Annotated in this window: 16 protein-coding genes; 7 read left to right on the forward strand and 9 right to left on the reverse strand. The window is 66.6% G+C overall.

Annotated features, from left to right (window positions below; genetic code table 11):
• Positions 1 to 33: 33 nt before the first annotated feature.
• The 3 genes from NA4_RS20320 to NA4_RS20330 all read right to left on the reverse strand — a co-directional run bounded on the left by NA4_RS20320 (position 34) and on the right by NA4_RS20330 (position 3353).
• Positions 34 to 1335 carry a GGDEF domain-containing protein gene (locus NA4_RS20320; RefSeq protein ID WP_067472065.1) on the reverse strand — a complete coding sequence of 434 codons (1302 nt, stop codon included), beginning with the start codon at positions 1333 to 1335 and terminating at the stop codon, positions 34 to 36.
• A gap of 119 nt (positions 1336 to 1454) precedes the next feature.
• Positions 1455 to 2585, reverse strand: coding sequence for a terpene synthase family protein (locus NA4_RS20325; RefSeq protein WP_245671504.1), 1131 nt, complete (start codon positions 2583 to 2585; stop codon positions 1455 to 1457).
• 93 nt (positions 2586 to 2678) lie between these two features.
• The gene (locus tag NA4_RS20330) at positions 2679 to 3353 is read right to left on the reverse strand and encodes a PAS and ANTAR domain-containing protein (protein ID WP_067472131.1); all 675 of its coding nucleotides are present in this window, start codon (positions 3351 to 3353) and stop codon (positions 2679 to 2681) included.
• Positions 3354 to 3846: 493 nt separating this feature from the next.
• Between NA4_RS20330 and NA4_RS20335 the strand changes: the two genes are divergently transcribed.
• From NA4_RS20335 to NA4_RS20345, 3 genes are all read left to right on the forward strand, one after another.
• Positions 3847 to 4707 (forward strand): helix-turn-helix domain-containing protein, encoded by an 861-nt coding sequence (locus NA4_RS20335; RefSeq protein ID WP_067472134.1) that lies wholly within the window; start codon positions 3847 to 3849, stop codon positions 4705 to 4707.
• Between the two features lie 105 nt (positions 4708 to 4812).
• Complete coding sequence (locus NA4_RS20340; RefSeq protein ID WP_067472067.1) at positions 4813 to 6201, forward strand: APC family permease; 1389 nt, start codon at positions 4813 to 4815, stop codon at positions 6199 to 6201.
• A 92-nt stretch (positions 6202 to 6293) separates the two neighbouring features.
• Positions 6294 to 6791 carry a hypothetical protein gene (locus NA4_RS20345; RefSeq protein ID WP_067472070.1) on the forward strand — a complete coding sequence of 166 codons (498 nt, stop codon included), beginning with the start codon at positions 6294 to 6296 and terminating at the stop codon, positions 6789 to 6791.
• Here the strand turns inward: NA4_RS20345 and NA4_RS20350 are convergent, their stop codons facing one another.
• Together NA4_RS20350 and NA4_RS20355 are read right to left on the reverse strand one after the other, a co-directional pair.
• Positions 6792 to 7244: a DUF4254 domain-containing protein gene (locus NA4_RS20350; protein WP_067472137.1), complete on the reverse strand. Its 453-nt coding sequence runs from the start codon at positions 7242 to 7244 to the stop codon at positions 6792 to 6794.
• A gap of 261 nt (positions 7245 to 7505) precedes the next feature.
• On the reverse strand, positions 7506 to 8273 hold the full coding sequence (locus NA4_RS20355; protein WP_169811075.1) for a phosphotransferase: 768 nt from the start codon (positions 8271 to 8273) through the stop codon (positions 7506 to 7508).
• Positions 8274 to 8450: 177 nt separating this feature from the next.
• Between NA4_RS20355 and NA4_RS43300 the strand changes: the two genes are divergently transcribed.
• Positions 8451 to 8582: a hypothetical protein gene (locus tag NA4_RS43300; RefSeq protein ID WP_281180044.1), complete on the forward strand. Its 132-nt coding sequence runs from the start codon at positions 8451 to 8453 to the stop codon at positions 8580 to 8582.
• A gap of 44 nt (positions 8583 to 8626) precedes the next feature.
• On the opposite strand, the gene NA4_RS20360 is transcribed toward NA4_RS43300, so the two are convergent.
• Entirely contained in the window at positions 8627 to 9772 is a 1146-nt protein-coding gene (locus NA4_RS20360; RefSeq protein ID WP_067472073.1) for a C40 family peptidase, read from the reverse strand.
• A 302-nt stretch (positions 9773 to 10074) separates the two neighbouring features.
• A complete protein-coding gene (locus tag NA4_RS20365; protein ID WP_373862808.1) occupies positions 10075 to 10833 on the reverse strand; it encodes an SDR family oxidoreductase in 759 nt (252 codons plus the stop codon).
• 73 nt (positions 10834 to 10906) lie between these two features.
• On the opposite strand from NA4_RS20365, the gene NA4_RS20370 reads away from it, so the two are divergent.
• Positions 10907 to 11257, forward strand: a complete 351-nt coding sequence (locus NA4_RS20370; protein ID WP_067472077.1) for a winged helix-turn-helix transcriptional regulator — start codon at positions 10907 to 10909, stop codon at positions 11255 to 11257.
• 219 nt (positions 11258 to 11476) lie between these two features.
• Here NA4_RS20370 and NA4_RS20375 read toward each other — a convergent pair whose 3' ends face one another.
• On the reverse strand, positions 11477 to 12109 hold the full coding sequence (locus NA4_RS20375; protein ID WP_084497275.1) for an IPT/TIG domain-containing protein: 633 nt from the start codon (positions 12107 to 12109) through the stop codon (positions 11477 to 11479).
• A 653-nt stretch (positions 12110 to 12762) separates the two neighbouring features.
• Between NA4_RS20375 and NA4_RS20380 the strand changes: the two genes are divergently transcribed.
• Both NA4_RS20380 and NA4_RS20385 read left to right on the forward strand, forming a co-directional pair.
• Complete coding sequence (locus NA4_RS20380) at positions 12763 to 13854, forward strand: DNA polymerase III subunit beta family protein (RefSeq protein WP_157129165.1); 1092 nt, start codon at positions 12763 to 12765, stop codon at positions 13852 to 13854.
• A complete protein-coding gene (locus NA4_RS20385; protein ID WP_067472086.1) occupies positions 13851 to 14369 on the forward strand; it encodes a hypothetical protein in 519 nt (172 codons plus the stop codon). The genes NA4_RS20380 and NA4_RS20385 overlap by 4 nt, the downstream gene beginning before the upstream one ends.
• 35 nt (positions 14370 to 14404) lie before the next feature.
• On the opposite strand, the gene NA4_RS20390 is transcribed toward NA4_RS20385, so the two are convergent.
• A complete protein-coding gene (locus tag NA4_RS20390) occupies positions 14405 to 16192 on the reverse strand; it encodes a sigma-54-dependent Fis family transcriptional regulator (RefSeq protein ID WP_373862809.1) in 1788 nt (595 codons plus the stop codon).
• Positions 16193 to 16251 lie beyond the last annotated feature (59 nt).

The raw sequence follows: 16251 nt of genomic DNA on the forward strand, positions 1-16251 counted from the left end.
AGACTTTGCCGCAGGCTGACTTTCCAGCCGGGCTCACCGCACAGGCTGCGGTCCCCGAGAAGAATCCGTGTCGAGGATGTGCAGCACCCACCGGCCCTTGCCGTCGGCTTTGGCGCGGTAGAGGCCGGTGTCGGCGGCATCGAGCAGCGATTCGGCGTCCGCGCCCGCGACCGCGGTGACGACCGCGCCGATGCTGATGGACATGCGTAGTCGCCGGTCGCCCGCGACGATCGGATCGACCAACGCCTCCAGCAGGCTGTTCGCCACGGCGGCCACCCGGTGGTCGCTGGCGGGCGGCGGGATCAGTGCGACGAACTCGTCACCGCCGATGCGGGCGATCAGGCACCCGGAGCCGCGCACGCTGTCCTGCAAACGCGCGGCGACCGCGGTGAGGATCTGATCGCCCGTTCCGTGGCCGTAGCGGTCGTTGACGTGTTTGAAGCGATCGATGTCGACGAAACACAACCCCGCGCGGTCGCCATTGCCTGCGCCCGCGATCATCTCGTCGATCCGTTCGATGAGGTGCCGCCGGTTGGGCAAGCCGGTCAGCGGGTCGTGGCGGGCCTGCCGGTGCAGCTCTTCGCGCATCCGGTGCTGCTCGGTCACGTCTTCGCCGACCGCGAGCAGATAGTCGCTCTGCCCATCCACGCCCTTGACGAAGGTGATGGCGAACGCCGCCCACCCGTAGCTGTCGTCCGCGCGACGAACCCGCTGCTCCAGTTTCACGGTGCCGTGCCCGGCCGGGACCAGCTGCTCATAGACCATCGTGCGGATGCCGTCACGGTCGTTGGGGTGCGCGAAGTCGTAGACCGACACCCCGCGCAGGGCCTCGACCGGGACTCCGATCATGTCGGCCAAGCCGCGGTTGGCGTCCAGCAGCGTCCCGTCGGTGTCGCCGATGGCGATGGCGATGGCGGCGTTGTCGAAGACGACGCGGAACCGCTCGTCGGCCGCTCGAGTCGCCTCACCCAGCGGATCCGGGTGCCCCTGCTCCTGCGGGCGCAGGTGCGCTTCGTACCCTTGCCCGACCGCGGCGAGCAGCGCCGCGAGCCGTCGGCCGCCGCTCGGGTGCGCGGCGCGGTCGGCCAATTCGAACAGCACCTCGGCGGACACGCTGGGTACAGCCGGGGCGATCACCCCGGCGGCGGCCAGTGCGGCGCCGACGCGGGCACCGGCACCGGGGTCGAACGGTTCGGCTTCGAGCCCGGAAACCAGCTCCTCGACCAGGCCGTGCAGGAGGACCTCGGGAGCTGGCACGGACACGGACTCACCGGTGACGGCCCGCAATGCCCGCCACCACGAGTTCGCCAGCCTGGCGAATTCGATCTGCTCCACCGCAACCCCCTCACCATTCAGGCCGGAGATAGCCCCCGACGCATCGTATCCACATTTGTTCGATACCGTCGAGTACTCTCGCGCGGGACTATTCCCACTGCTGGAGAGGATGCGCGGTCCTAACCCACGCCGTTCTCGGTGAATATCGAGGCGCCTTTATACCGCAACGTCGTGATCTGCCAGGCCCAGGTCGCCTGGACACAGGCGATCAGATCGGCGATATGGGTCGAGACGGTTGCCGCCAGCGCGGCATCATCCGCTCCCAGGAGATCGCATCGTTCGGCGGTGACCGCGCCGACCTGCCGGAATTCCGCGAGCCGAGCCCGAACGATCTCGGCGGCGGAGTGCACGGCATCCGGCAAAGACAATCCGTCCCCGGAAGACGATCCGCGCTGGTTCAGCAGCACCGCCGGAATCAGGTTGAAGTCCGCGAGATCGACGATGCACTCCTTTTCGAAAGAGAACACGTCGTTCATCAACGCCCCGATCTCGACGGTCAGCACCCGCAACCGGCACAGGTCCCTGGCCAGTCCCGCGCGCCGGATCCGGTCCCAGGGCAGATAGTCGTCGCGACCGAACTCGCACAGCGCGATGGCCGGATACATGCCCGACACCCGGGCGCGCAGGTCGATGTACTCCGCGACGCTGAGCAATCCACCGCGTGTGCGGGCATTCTGGTCCTGGATCGCCGGCCGCAGGTGATCGATGGTGGCCTCGATGAACCGATCGAGCCAGGCCGGATCCGCGAGGGCGGACAGCATGGCAAGGAAGACCGACGTCGCGGCCTCCAGCGGGGTCGGATCGTCCGGCGCCGCGCGGGTGCGCAATAGCGAGCACAACCGGTCGACCGCGACGCGCGCTCGTCGCTGCTCGTCGTGGTCCAGGTGCCCGAACTTCTCCCGGCCCACAGTATCGTTGAGCCAGAACAAGATTGCGTTGTACAGGCCGATGACCGTCATGCGCTCGGCGCTGATGGCGCCGGGGTGCAGATAGGGCGTCATGCTGTTGTAGTGCTCGCCGCCCGGCTCGAGCCAGATCTCATGAGCGCGGCAGAATCGTTCGACCTCCGCACAGGCCTGCGCCCCGAACCGGTTCGGCCGGAAGTCGCGGCAGTAGTCGGCTATGTCCCAGTCGGGCGTGCTGAACATCGCGCGCAACGACCACTGCCGACCGGTCCGCAGCAACTCCTCGTGCTGCCCGCGCATGTTCACGATGTCCCGCTCGAGCGCCGATGTGTACTCACTGACCACAACGACTCCGTCCCACACCTGGTTACTTCGCCTAAGATTCTCTCGGCTTATCACCAGTGGGACTGGTCGAATGACCAAAGTCGAGCGAGGCTCTCACTCCGTCGCCATGACGTCGCCGTGCATGGTCAGCAGCAGATGATCGAAGCGGGCTCGTTGCGAGGCCGGACCGCCACCCATGGCGGGAATCTCGGTGACCAGCCGCTGCGCCAGCGTGCGCAGTTTGACGTTGGTCTCCTGAGAACGCCACTGCAGGACCCGGAACGCCTGTTCGGCGTTGATGCCGTAGACCACCATGAGCACCCCTTTGGCCTGTTCGATCACCGCACGTGATTCGACCAGCTCGGGCAGGGTGTCGTCGAGGACTTCCTGCCGGTGCTCCTCGAGAGTGCCGGACACGTCGATGAAATAGCCGCTCGTGCCGGCCACCAGGCCCCGCTCGTCGAGCATGCGGTCGGCGACGACGAGCACGTGATGGATCCGCCCGGAGGTATCGATGACGCGGTGGCGGCCGCACAACGGCTCCCCGGTACGCATGGCGACGTCGATGGACCGGGCGACCAGCGCGCGGTCGTCGGGGTGCTTGTGCGCCAACAGCAGCTCGGTGCTGGGTTGCGCACTTCCGGCGGCGTAGCCATAGAGAGCCGCGACTGCATCCGACCATTCCCATCGCTGATCCGCGAACCAGAAACGGAAGCTACCCACGCTCTGCGGCGTGCCCGCGACGACACTCTCGACCGCGGAGGCGCTTGTCAGCGCGAGGTCATCCATCCTCGTCACGCGGGTCATTATCCAACCGTCCCACCCTCGAATCAGCGCGGAACGCAATCCGAAATCGAACTGTAGCAAACTTTTCGCATCCCTTGAGTGTGGGACTATTTCCGAGAAAAAGAGGGGATTCGGCGCAGCGCGCACCCCGTTGGCAACTAGCTCGCAACGGACCGGTGGCGCAGCATCCGATACTGCGGCCCGCCGGGCGCCCGGGCGCCGCCAGTCGGCGACATTCCCCTTGGTGGGAAGAATGGCGCCGATCATCCCACGAGTATCGGTACCGCGGTGCGGCCTACCCTCGGGCCTGGTTTGGCCCCTGGCTTCCCCGCAATCGTCCGCGTCCAGGAAAACACTGACCATAATGCGGATCACTGGAGGTAGTCTCTGTTGCTGTGCCCCGCTTTCGTCGCAGATCCGCTGCGTGAAGGCCGAATTCACGGGAGAACGCCGTAACGCGTTCCAGCAAGTGCGCAAGACCGAAAGGGTTGTTCTGATGGCAGGCAAGCGCACCGTACTGACCGTCCGGTTGCGTCGTCTGGCGGCAATGCTGCACGAGATGCGCGAGAACGCACAGCTCAGCAAGGAGGAGGTCAGCGCGAAGACCGGGATCAACGTCACCACGCTGTACCGGATCGAGACCGCGCAGGCCCGCCCACAGCGCCGCACCCTCATGGCGATGCTCGACCTCTACAAGATCGGCGACGATCAGCGCGAAGACGCCCTGGAACTACTATCGGACGCGTTGAAACCCGGGATGTCGCGCGCCTACGAGGGCAGCGTGTCGGAGGTGTACGCCGCCTACATCAACTTCGAGTCCGAGGCGCTGTCCGCCCGCCACTACCAAACCTCCATCATCCCAGGGCTTTTGCAGACCTACGAGTACGCGACGGCGGTGATCGACACCTCGATGCCGAAGCTGGAGGCGTCGGTGATGGAGAGCAGGGCGAAGGCCAGGATGGATCGGGCCGCCAACCTCGCCAAAGAGGAGCCGCTCGAGCTCTGGGTGGTGATGGACGAGGCCGCGATCCGGCGCACGGTCGGCGGCCCCTCGGTGATGCGCGGCCAGCTCGAGCGGCTGCTGCAGGAGACCAAGCGAAAGAACGTGATCCTGCAGATCCTGCCGTTCGACGCGGGCGCGCATCCGGGCATGGCCGGCCCGTTCACGCTGCTGGATTTCCCCGATCCCGCCGACCCCGAATTGGTCTATGTCGAGGGCATCGCGGGTGACGAGCTCATCGAGGGCCACAACGAGATCCGGCGCTTCGGCGTCATCTTCGACCAGCTGCGCGCCATGGCGTTGAGCCCGCGCGACTCCGCGACCATGATCGTGGAAGCCGCCCGCCGGATGGACTGAGGGACCCGGCCGCACCGCCGTAATTCGTCCCAGGTAATCGGCCCGGCTCACGACTATTTCCGCACGGAGTGGGTACTCTCGGCCTTACTGCCGAGGGGAGGACGCATGTCCGACGTCACCGTGAATCCACCAGCCCACTCCGAGCCCGAACTGAAACGGGTGATGGGGCCGGGGTTGCTGCTGCTGTTCGTCGTCGGTGACATTCTGGGCACCGGCATCTACGCGCTCACCGGCAAGGTGGCCAACGAAGTCGGCGGCGCCGTGTGGGTGCCGTTCCTGGTCGCGTTCCTGGTCGCGCTCATCACCGGCTTCAGCTACCTGGAACTGGTCACCAAGTACCCGCATGCCGCGGGCGCCGCGCTGTACACGCACAAGGCGTTCGGCATCCACTTCCTCACGTTCATGGTCGCCTTCGCGGTGATGAGCTCCGGAATCACCTCCGCATCCACCGCCTCGCGAGCCTTCGCGGCCAACTTCGCCGAAGCCTTCGACCTGGATATCGGCAACGGCATCGCCGTGACGGCGATCGCGCTGGTGTTCATGACGGTGGTTGCGGCGGTCAACCTGCGCGGGGTGAGCGAGGGCGTAAAGCTCAACGTGCTGCTCACCTGCGTGGAGCTGACCGGACTGCTGATCGTCATCGCGATCGGCCTCTGGGCGCTGGGCTTCGGCGACGGCGATTTCTCCCGCATCGTGGAATTCGACACCGGTGAGCGCACCGCGGTCGGCGGCGTCATCGTGGCCACCACGCTCGCGTTCTTCGCCATGGTCGGGTTCGAGGACTCGGTGAACATGGCCGAGGAGTGCAAGGAACCGAGCCGGATCTTCCCGAAGGTTCTGCTCGCCGGACTGTTGATCACGGGGCTCATCTACGTGCTGGTGTCCATCAGCGCGATCGCGCTCGTCCCCGCCGGCGAGCTCGGCCAGGGCGATACGCCGCTGCTGAAGGTGGTCGAGGTCGGCGCTCCTGCCTTCCCGACGCACATCTTCGCTTACATCACCATGTTCGCGGTGGCGAATTCGGCGCTGATCAACATGCTGATGGCCAGCCGCCTGATCTACGGCATGGCCAGGCAGAATGTGCTGCCGCGACCGTTCGGCCACGTCGGCGAGCGGCGCCGAACCCCCTACAACGCGATCATCTTCACCACGCTGCTCGCGCTCGGCCTCATCCTGTTCGTCGGCGAGGTGCCCGAACTCGGTGGCACGACGGCCTTGCTGCTGCTGGCGGTGTTTACCGTGGTTAACATCGCCGTGCTGGTCCTGCGGCGAGACAAAGTGGCACACAAGCACTTCCACACGCCGACGCCACTGCCGATCCTTGGCGCGCTGAGCTGCGGCTTCCTCGTCACACCGTTCACCGACCGCAATCCGGCGCAGTACGCCATCGCCGGCGTGCTGCTGGCCATCGGCGTCGCGCTGTGGGGCCTGAACTACCTGGCCATCCGTGCCATGCGGGCGCAACCCCTGGCCACCGAGCCGCCCGCGGAGTGACCAATCGCGGGCTCCCGCAGCGCATTACCTACCGCCGGTATGTCCGGTTCCGCGGATGACGAGTGGCCGCGATGTAGGTAAGGTTGGCGCCGATGACCAGCATGGAAGCGCGCTTGGGTGATGCGACCCGAAGCGTGCCGCTCCCCAGTCCGTGGAACCTGACCGTCTATCTGGCCGCGGTGGCCGCGCACCGCGGCCGCTCGATCAGCCTGCACCCCGTCCCGAAAGCGATGCTGGCCGAAACGGGCTGCGGCGGCGGCGGTCTATGGGTGGCACGCAAGCACGACGACATCATCGTGTACGACGCCGCGGCGACCGGCCGCAACGCCGATCACATCATCCTGCACGAAATCGGTCACATGCTGCTGGGGCATCACAAGGACGCCGAGCGTGGCGATCCGTTGCCGCGCACGCTGGCCGTCATCCTGCCCTCGATCTCGCCGCACTCCATCGAACATGTGCTCGGCCGTGCCGAATTCGGCGCCGACCGGGAGCGGGAAGCGGAAGTGTTCGCCGACATGACCATGGTCTACTCGACTTTGCCGCAACGGCGCTCTCGGTCGTTCCGGCTGTTCGGCCGGGGGAAGTAGCTACCAGCTGTCGTAGTGCGCCTCGGGTAGTCGCCTGGCACCGGTGCGCAGGTCGTCGATGAGATCCTGGTAGCCGTCGGCCAATTCGTCGATCCGGACCCAGGCATCGTAGAAGACGGCGTCGGGCGCGTGAGCGAGGGCTACGAACGCCTGCGCGGCGAGCATGGCCAGCCGGTCCACCATTCTGCCCACGGTCTCGGTGTGTTCGGGCGCGGCGGGACGCGGGATCGGCGCCGCCAAGGTGACCCAGCGGTCGATCCCGCGCACCAATTGCGCCCGTCGCCGGTCGAGTTTGTCGCACCGGCTGTGCGGAGTGCGCTCGCGAGTCTGGTGCAGCTGAGCCAATTCACCGGCCGCCTCCAGCATCGGGTGGTCTATGTGTGGCAGGCCGCGAAAAGCCGCCAGCAGCAGTTCTTTTCCGGGAATCGCCCGATCTTCGGACGTCTGATTCATCCTCAGCACCCCCATTCCGACCAGGGCTGACGCGGTGCGATCGCGTCCTCGATGCCTTGTCGCGCCGGTGTTCCGGCACTGCCCGAACATCCACATGTGCCCAGCGTGACCGAGACCGGCGTGCTCCGCGCCCATTTCACGCGGTTCCGCTCACACGACACGCCCATCGACCGGATTCCCGGCGCCCTAGCGCCTGCTACAAGCCGTGGCAAACATCCAGTGACCTCGCTTTTTTCAAAGACAGGTCCGGTTTTCCGGCGACTACTCGCCGCCGAGTCGACACGCCAGCCAATCTCCGGCGAGTCGGGCATATGCCGCTTGATGGGCGCGCAGGCGCGGCGAACGCGGCGGCCCCGGCCTACGGCAGGCGGCCGCCCAGTAACCGGCGAGCGCGCAGACGAAGGCGTCGACCGCCGCGGGATCGACGTCGCACATCACCGGATGGGTAGCGAGAATCGGGTCCGGGTCCACACCGGCAGCCGCGATCGACGGCGCCAGCGCGACGAGGTCGATCCAGGCAGCGCCCCGGCAGGCCCACGCCCAGTCGACCGCCAGCACCACCCCGTCCGCCCGCCGCAGCAGGTTGTCCGGGCGAAGATCGGTGTGCAGCAATGTATCTCCCGCCGCGTACACCAACCACGTCGCTTCCAGCTCGGCCAGCGCCGTCAGGTGGCGGACGGACCAGCTATCCAGGTCCGGTGGCGGCCCGTCCGCCGCGAACTCCCGCCAGCCGACCAGCGCCGGCCCATAGACCTCGGCCATGGTCGGCACATCCGGCAACGGACTCGGCGTCAACTCCGTGGCCAACCGCGCCACCAGATCGAGGGTGTCCCGCAACTCTTCTGGCTCGTCCAGCCGCGGAAACGCTCCCGCCACATCGTCGAACCCCGCGACGAACCAGCCCTCGATCTCCTCTGCGAACCGGCACCGCGGCGCGGGCGCGGTCACGGGCAGCCGCCCGGCGACACTGGCCTCCGCCCGGTACACCGGCGCGAGCGCGTCCTGCGCCTCGATCGCTTTGACGAACATGGCGGCACCACCTACCGTCCTTACTCGCGCCGCCACACCATGACTGAATCCGCCGCGCTGATCCACTGCCGCACTCACTGCGTCCCCCACCAGTCGGTCTATTCCCGCATGCACAGCGCCCGGCAGCTCCGCCCACCGGGTCCGGCACGCGGTGCCCTGGTAATCCACCATCAGACCATGGTCGAAGGTCGGGCCCCTGAGCACCATCGAATTACGATGCACCCCTTGGTCTGCCCGGACTACGAACGCTTACGCGAGCTGATCGGCCGGGAGTCGCGCGAGATCGGGCTCATGATGGCGATAGCCTGACGATCGGCGCTGGCGGAGTCCGAGCATACAGCGATGTTTCCCGGCTAGGACTGTGGCGGCTTGACGACGCCGACGAGCGATCCTGCGTTCATGGCATAACTCTGGTTCCGCAAAGCATCACCGGAATTGCCTTCGATGGTGTTGATCCGGCCGGTTCTGGGGTCGACGGATTCCACGATTCCCACATGGTCCGGGGTTCCATCGCCCTCCCAGTCGAAGATGATCATGTCACCTTTCTGGGCATTCGCTATATTCGCCGCCAACCCCATGTGCTTGGCGTCGTTCCAGATGGCGGGCACGTAGTTCTGGTTGGTCCAGTCGACGTTGTAACCGGCCTGGTCCCACACCCAGGTGGAGAAGGCCGCGCACCATGCGTCGTTGATGTTGTAGGGGGCCTTGTAGAGTTTGCCGTCCGGGCCGCGGAACATCGGGACATTGTTGCCGCCGCTTTCGGAAACACCGAGCTTCAGCTGCTCTTGCGCCTTCGCGACGATATCGTCCCTGTTTCCGCTACCGGGGGCCCAGCTGGCGCTGCTCGCGGTCGGCGCCCACGGAGCCAGGTTCCCGGCATCCGGCGCGCTGCCGTAGGGGTTGCGGGGGAGGTCCGGCATCATTTGGTAGATACTCTCGGCGTCCCTCTGCATGCCGCTGTCCGCATCCTCGATCCTGTCGTGCACACGGTCCACGGCCTCCAGAATCAGGCGCAGCAACCGGACTTCCTCGGCGGCGGCCAGGTGCCAGCTGCCATCGGGCGACTGGGTCAGCTGATGCTGCCCACCCAGCTCGGCTTTCAGCCCGTCTACTATCCCCAACACGTCCTGGAACGCCTTGTTCGACGTGTCGAAACTCGCGATGGCGCTTGCCTTGACACCGTTGTTCTGCGATCGCAGTTGCGTTGCCTTGTCCAGGAACAAGCCGCGCTTGTCGTCGTAGTTACCGGTCATCGCCGACGATTTCGCGTCGAGCTTCTGAGCACCGTCCTTGGTGAGCTCACGCCCTTCCTCGCTGAGCAGATCGTTGTCCGCCAGCCAAGCGATCATGTCCTGTTGTCCGCCGTTCCAACCGGACGCGAACAGCACGATCGAGCGCTGCATATATTCTTCCGCCGCCTCGACGACCGCTGCGAGACCGGCACTGGCGTAGGCGGGAGGGTCGAGATTGATTTCTATGTCTTGGAAGGTTGTGGTCATGCACGCGCTCCACCCGGTGCGGCCCACACAGCCGGTCTCCGCTCGCCGACAAACAGCATCCGCAACCTCACTAGCCCATGACCGCCGGACGCCGTGGCGGCATACCCTCTATGCACCACTGAGTATCGAATATTCCCAGCATTAGTAACTCACGGCGCTCGGCCCGCCGTTCGAGCGGCACACCGCCGCGCCACCATGGCAGGTCCTGATCGGTGGTTCGCGTAGCACAGCGCCACATGGCATGAGGGGAAATACGCAGGCCCCGACGGCGGCAGATGGATCGAGGCAGCCTGCCGAGCCGCTCAGGAGGTGGGTTCTCGCTCGTCGAGGTAGTCCTGGCCGCCGATGTAGGTGGTGTGTCCCGGATCGGCCGGGCTGGTGGTGGCCAGGGCGACCGCGGTGGCGAACTCCGTGACGGTGGGCAAGGTGCCCTGGTCTCGGCGGGCGTTGACGGCGTCTGGGTTCCGGCGTTCCAGAAGTTGAACGATGATCGTGCCGTCGATCATGTCGCCGGAGACGACGTGCAAGGTGACGCCGCGGTCGGTGAGTTCGGGGATGATGGCGCGCAGGGCGTCCTCGCCTGCGCGTTTGCTCGCGGCGATGGGCTCGTAGTCGGCGGGAACCGGCTTGCGCCCGTAGAAGTGCGCCTGATGGCTGGTCACGAAGACGATCCGGGAACCGGATGGCATGTGCGGCAGGGCAAGTCGCACGAGCTGTTCCTGTGCGTCGCGGTTGAGCGCCATCGCGTACCCGGGCCCGGCGTGCAACTCGAGACCGCCGGAGGCGTTGAGTACCAGCACGTCCAGGCGACCGAACTGCTCGGCGATTCCGGCGATCAGCGCGTGGGCGGAATCCGGGTCCGCGATGTCGGCGCCCGCCGTCGACGCACTGCCGCCCGCCTGCCGGATCGAGTCGGCCAGACGCTCGGCCCGCTTGGCCTTCTCCCGGTAGTTGATGACCACGTGGTCGCCTCGCGCGGCGAGCACCCGTGCGGTCGCCGCGCCGATACCCCGGGACGCGCCCGTGATCAGAACGATTCGCCGTCCGGTCGTGTCGTCCACCGTCATCCTTTCGGTCGTCGTACCGGGCCACTCCAGCCCCGCTTCTAATTCAGAATCACTATGCTGGTTCTAAATGAGAAGCGCAAACGAACCGAAGCCACCGCGCGGCCGGGACGACCCGGCGAACGCGCCGCTGCTGGCCACGATGGACCTTCTCGGCCAACGCTGGATGCTGCGCATCCTGTGGGAGCTGGAACCCGACCGCCTCGGCTTCCTCGAATTGCGCCGCCGCATGGGCAACTGCTCGTCGAGCATGCTCTCGGTGCGACTGCAACACCTGCAATCCGCGGGCCTGATCGCGAAGAACCCCGACAAGTCGTACGAATTGACCACCGCCGGCGTCGAACTCGGCGCGGCACTGCGCCCGATCTGGGACTGGTCCCGCCGCTGGCGCGTGACCGCGACCGACCCACAGGCTGACTGAACAATGCGCAGCCCACCCACGATTCCGGAACTGTGCGAGGCTCCGGCCGCCGCAACATGTTGTCCGGCCCGGAGATTGGAACACGACCGATCCGGCAGATGCCGCAATACCGTCCAACGGATCGCCGACGAGTTCATCGCACCCGCATCACACGATTGTCCCCGGTCGACCACAGGCCGACCGGGGACAACGCGCGAACTGTTCAGCAGCCTCCTGAGCTCAGGCCGTGATACCGAATACGAACGTGAAGCTGCCCGGCGGCGTGTCGACAGGCGTGGGGACACCACCGGTTACCGGCACCGACACCACCCTCGACGGGACCGCTGTCGATTCGGTGATGTACAGCGTGCTGCCGAGGACAGCGACATCAGCAGGGCCCGACAGTCCGCCCACCAGAAGGGTTGGCGTGCCGCCGGTTGTCGGCAGCGTAAACACCGCGCTGCCACCGAAGTCGGCGATGAAGAGGGTGCTACCGGAGATGGCGAGACCCGAAGGACTGGTCAGGGGCGCTCCTGGGTTGAGGTTGGTCGGGGTGCCGCCGCCTGCCGGTACCGAATACACGAAACCGGTGGTGGAATCGGTGACGAAGACAAGACCTGGGCCGCCATAGGTGTAGGACGCCGGGTTGCTTATGCCGCCCAGCAGCGCTCGCACGGTGACGCTCACCGTGCCCGTCCCAGCGGGCGCAATGGCCGTGATCTGGGTATCGGAATTGATGGTGAAAGTGGTGGCGTTCGCACCGAACTTCACCTCCAGCGGACCAACATTAGCGAATCCGGAACCGGTGATGATCACAGAGTTCCCGCCCGTGGTGGGCCCGAAAGTCGGTGAAAGCGAAGTGATAGTAGGCATGGGTCTCACTCCAATGCTGATGAATGGAAAGGGTTCTCCTACAGCGGTGTCGACCTCGCTCCATCCAGTAACTCTCACCAGCGACACTTTGGCAATGGATCGCCAGATCCGATTTTGTCCGTTTTCGCCCGAGGCACCGGACCGCCGTCGCCGGCATCGTCACGGTGCCGACGTCCCACTCATGACCGAACATTGCGGCGTCGGCGTGGATACCTGTGCAGGACTTGATCATTACGGCAGGTATCGGAATATCACGAGCGTAGTGTGGGTGCGGCTGTGCCTGCAGTGGAGCAGCACCCAGCGCGGCGAAGCCGATGGCACCGATCTGCTACGGGCACAAGCTGACCTGTCAGTCTGGTTGCCGCTACTCCGAGGGCCGCTCGGGGCGCAGTGTCGGGACAGCTTCCCCTCGTTGCACACTCACGAGGCAGGTGCTTGTGGCATGCCAGTCGGGCCGGGAATTCCACGGCCCGACAACTTCGGAGCAACCGCGAGCATGCTCTCGGTGCGACCGCAACACCTGTAGTCCGCGGAGCTGATCGCGAAGAACCCTGACAGATCGTACGAATTGACTGCCGCGGGTATTCGGCGCGATGTCCTGCATCCAAGCCCGCGTTTGACCTTCGAGCTGGTTGAGACTCCATGATGGCCGGGTGACAAGTTCGGAATCGGCAGGGATGATCACGATCGGCGTGCTGGCACGGGCAAGCGGGCTCACGGCGAGTGCGCTGCGGTTCTATGACGACTGCGGGCTGCTGGTCCCGGCACGGGTCGACCCGCTCACCGGATACCGCTACTACACCGAGGAGCAGCGCGGCCCGGCGACGCTCATCCGGCAACTGCGCGCGATCGATCTGCCGCTCGAGACGATCGCGGAGATCCTCTCCTGCGACGCCGGGCGGGCACGGGACCTGCTCGACCGTCATGTGGACGAGCTCGCGCGGCGGGCGAGCGAGGCCGCCCGCGTCACCGCGATGGTCAAGCGGTCACTCGGGCCGCACGTGGCGGTCTCCGCGGCGGTCCTGGCCCAGGCTCTCGAGCGGGTTCGCGCCGCCGCGGCACGCACCCGCGAGATCCCGGTACTGGCAGGCGTTCTGCTGGAGGCGAGCGGAAACGCGCTGACTCTCACGGCAACCGATCGCTACCGGCTGTCCACGTGCACTGTGGTGGCCGGCAGGCGGCACGGCGGCTACTGGTCCCGAGTACTCGCCCCGGACGGGCTCGGCTCGATCACCGCTTGGTTGCGCACCGTGGACGAGGTCGTTGCCACGCCGATCGAAGACGGCTTGGTCCTGGCGGGGGACGGCACCGAGCATCGGTCCGCCGTCATCGATGAGCCCTTCCCGGATCACCGCGCCGTGCTGGCCGCCCTCGGACCGGCAGGCACCAGGGTGATCACCGCCCGCGACGCCCTGCGTTCCCTGCTCGAAACGGCCACTACCACAGTGCGATTCGTAATCGACTCAACCGGCGTCCAGGTATCGGCCGGCGACGCGGCGCACCGTCTTGCCGCCACCGTCACGGGGTCGGATATCACCCTGTCGTTCGACCCCGCGACCCTGCTGCCCGCCGTGCACACCGCACTCGGCCCTGACCTGATGGTCGACATCACCAGTACCGATCAGCCGGTGGTCCTGCGATCCGCCACCGACGGCGACCTCACGACGCTGGCAATGCCCACCCGATCCGCCGACAACCGGGACCACGCGGGGCTGCGCCCCGCCACCCCCGTAGGAGAACGATGACCACCCCAGACCAGACCATGGCCGTGATCACCCACGCGGTCGCACTCGGCCACGACGGCCGTCCGGATGACGCGCGCGAGGCTCTGCTCGCCCTCTGGTCCTCGCTCGGGCCGCAGGGCGATCCGCTGCATCGTTGCACCCTCGCCCACTATCTGGCCGACCTGTACGACGATGCCGCCGAGGCGCTCACCTGGGACGTCCGCGCGCTGGACGCCGCGGACAGCCTCACGAACGATCGCGCCAAGAGCTATGACGCATCGCTGCGGGTGGTGGCGTTCTACCCGTCATTGCATCTCAACCTCGCCGACAACTACCGAAGGCTCGGCTCGTTCGCGGCCGCGCAACGCGAGATCGACGCCGCCCGCTCCCGTCTGCACACCCTCGGCGACGACGGCTACGGCACCCTCATTCGCATGGCGGTAGCGGACGTCGAGGCGGCTATCCGCGAGCGGCGCACAGAACGCCGGGCATCAGCACCGACCGGGGGCCGGGCGGGATCAGGTGTAGGACAGTGACCGGCGTGTTTCAGCAATCGAGAAAGTCGGTTCGACTACGAGATGCCGAAGTCCTTGATCCGGCGGTAGATGGTGGCCCGCGACATCCCCAGCGCCGCTGCGGCTTCGGCCTTATTGCCGCCGTTCTCCGCCAGGCTGCGCACGATCGCGTCGCGTTCCAGCGCCTCGATCCGGCTCAGGCGACGCCGGGTCACGGACCGGCATTGCGGCGGCAGGTTGTCGACGTGGATCAGACCGGATCGTTGCCGGGAAACGGTTTCAGCCAGAACACTCCGCAGTTCGGCGATATTGCCCGCCCACGATAGTTTGCGCAGCTGGCGCATCGCGTCCGGGGCGAGCCGGACGTCGGAGCCCTTGGTCAGCTCGCGCAGCAGGAAGGGGACCAGGTCCTCGAGGTCCTCGATGCGGTGCCGGAGTGCGGGCACGCCGACGGTGTGGGTGAACAGCGGCAGCAGCGCGCCGGTGGACGTGGCGGAATGCGTTGTCGCCGCGATCCAGCCACGACCGGCACAGGCCTGGAGAATGTTCGCGAGAGGCCTGATCGCCTCCTTCGGCAGGCGGTCCACATCGGTGATCACCACGTTGAAATCGCTGTCGCTGGTTTCGACTCTCAGCGCGGCCAGCAAGCCGTCGGCGTCGGCGAAGTCGGCCATCCGCAGCACCCTTGCCATTGCGCCCGGGCTGACGTACGCGACCACAGATCTCGCGAGTTTTGTTCGGCCGGAACCCTTTTCGCCATCGATCAGCACCCATTCGCGATCCCGGCAGCAGCGCTCGACCTGCTGGCAGCTGTGCCGCCATGAGCTGCTCCTACCGGCGACACCGGGCAATGCGGGCGCACCGTGGGCGATCGGGTGTTGCACGGCCCGATCGGTGGCGAACTGGACGTGCAGGACCATGTTGAGGCTGCCGCCACGGATCGACATACGTTCGACTGCTGTCACTCGTGCGAGCCGACCGCTCGGTAGCGGGGCCAGGAGGGTGTCGACCGCCCCGGGGCGGCCCAGGTCGGCCGCATGTTGCAGCAACGCCACTTGGTCGTGCGGGTCGAGTCCTCGGCGCAGGTACTGGTTCATCAGCACCACGTCGCGACCGATCGCGAGCACGCCGAGCGGGTACCGGCGGCATTGACGCCGATACGTCTCGAGCAGCGCACCCTCGGCTTCGCTCGCCAGCGTACGGAGCCGGTCCTGGATCTGGCTGCTCGCGCTGTTGGCGAGGGCAAGCAGCAGCGGATCGGACCTGCTGGCCCAACAGGTGAGATCGATGACGCCGAGCATCGAGCCTGTCATCGGGTGGCGAATGGGCGAGCCTGCACAAGCGAGCCGGCCGAGGGTGCCGAGATAGTGCTCACCGCCGCGAATGAATGTGGGGGTGGCCGTCTCCAGCGTGGTGCCGATTCCGTTGGTTCCGACGAAGTCCTCGGCATAGCTGTAGCCGGGAGCGAGTTGCACACCGTCGAGCGTGCGCATGATCGAGGCATCGTCGGCGTAGCGCTCGAGCAAGAGCCCGTCCGACGAGGTCAGGATGACACTGACCGAATGGTCGGCCAGGTCGCTCGCGAGCCGCCGCAGCACCGGTGCCGCGGCGTTCACCAGCGGCGAGTCGAGGTTCGGATCCCGCAGATAGGACAGCTCCACGCGGTCGGGGTGGATCCGCAGGGCGCGCGAGCGGTGCCACGAGTCGAGCACGGTGTCCCGTACCCGCGGGACATCGAGCGAACCCGCGGTGAGAAATTGTTCGCGTGCCTTCTCCAGGCTCACAGGAGTGCCGGCACGAGGGACCGGCATCTCCTCGTGACCTCGGCGCTTGTCACTGCCCATGGCGGCGGCCGTCTTGGTGAATGGCGTGTCTCAGATTGACACGCTCAGCTTATCGCTTC

The sequence above is a fragment of the Nocardia amamiensis NBRC 102102 genome (assembly GCF_001612745.1).
Lineage (GTDB): Bacteria > Actinomycetota > Actinomycetes > Mycobacteriales > Mycobacteriaceae > Nocardia > Nocardia amamiensis.

Coding starts and splice junctions, on each gene's coding strand:
- NA4_RS20390 (WP_373862809.1), bottom strand. CDS start 16,192: ATGGGCAGTGACAAGCGCCGAGGTCACGAGGAGATGCCGGTCCCTCGT.
- NA4_RS20330 (WP_067472131.1), bottom strand. CDS start 3,353: ATGGATGACCTCGCGCTGACAAGCGCCTCCGCGGTCGAGAGTGTCGTC.
- NA4_RS20340 (WP_067472067.1), top strand. CDS start 4,813: ATGTCCGACGTCACCGTGAATCCACCAGCCCACTCCGAGCCCGAACTG.
- NA4_RS20360 (WP_067472073.1), bottom strand. CDS start 9,772: ATGACCACAACCTTCCAAGACATAGAAATCAATCTCGACCCTCCCGCC.
- NA4_RS20375 (WP_084497275.1), bottom strand. CDS start 12,109: ATGCCTACTATCACTTCGCTTTCACCGACTTTCGGGCCCACCACGGGC.
- NA4_RS20345 (WP_067472070.1), top strand. CDS start 6,294: ATGACCAGCATGGAAGCGCGCTTGGGTGATGCGACCCGAAGCGTGCCG.
- NA4_RS43300 (WP_281180044.1), top strand. CDS start 8,451: ATGGTCGAAGGTCGGGCCCCTGAGCACCATCGAATTACGATGCACCCC.
- NA4_RS20350 (WP_067472137.1), bottom strand. CDS start 7,244: ATGAATCAGACGTCCGAAGATCGGGCGATTCCCGGAAAAGAACTGCTG.
- NA4_RS20385 (WP_067472086.1), top strand. CDS start 13,851: ATGACCACCCCAGACCAGACCATGGCCGTGATCACCCACGCGGTCGCA.
- NA4_RS20370 (WP_067472077.1), top strand. CDS start 10,907: ATGAGAAGCGCAAACGAACCGAAGCCACCGCGCGGCCGGGACGACCCG.
- NA4_RS20335 (WP_067472134.1), top strand. CDS start 3,847: ATGGCAGGCAAGCGCACCGTACTGACCGTCCGGTTGCGTCGTCTGGCG.
- NA4_RS20355 (WP_169811075.1), bottom strand. CDS start 8,273: ATGTTCGTCAAAGCGATCGAGGCGCAGGACGCGCTCGCGCCGGTGTAC.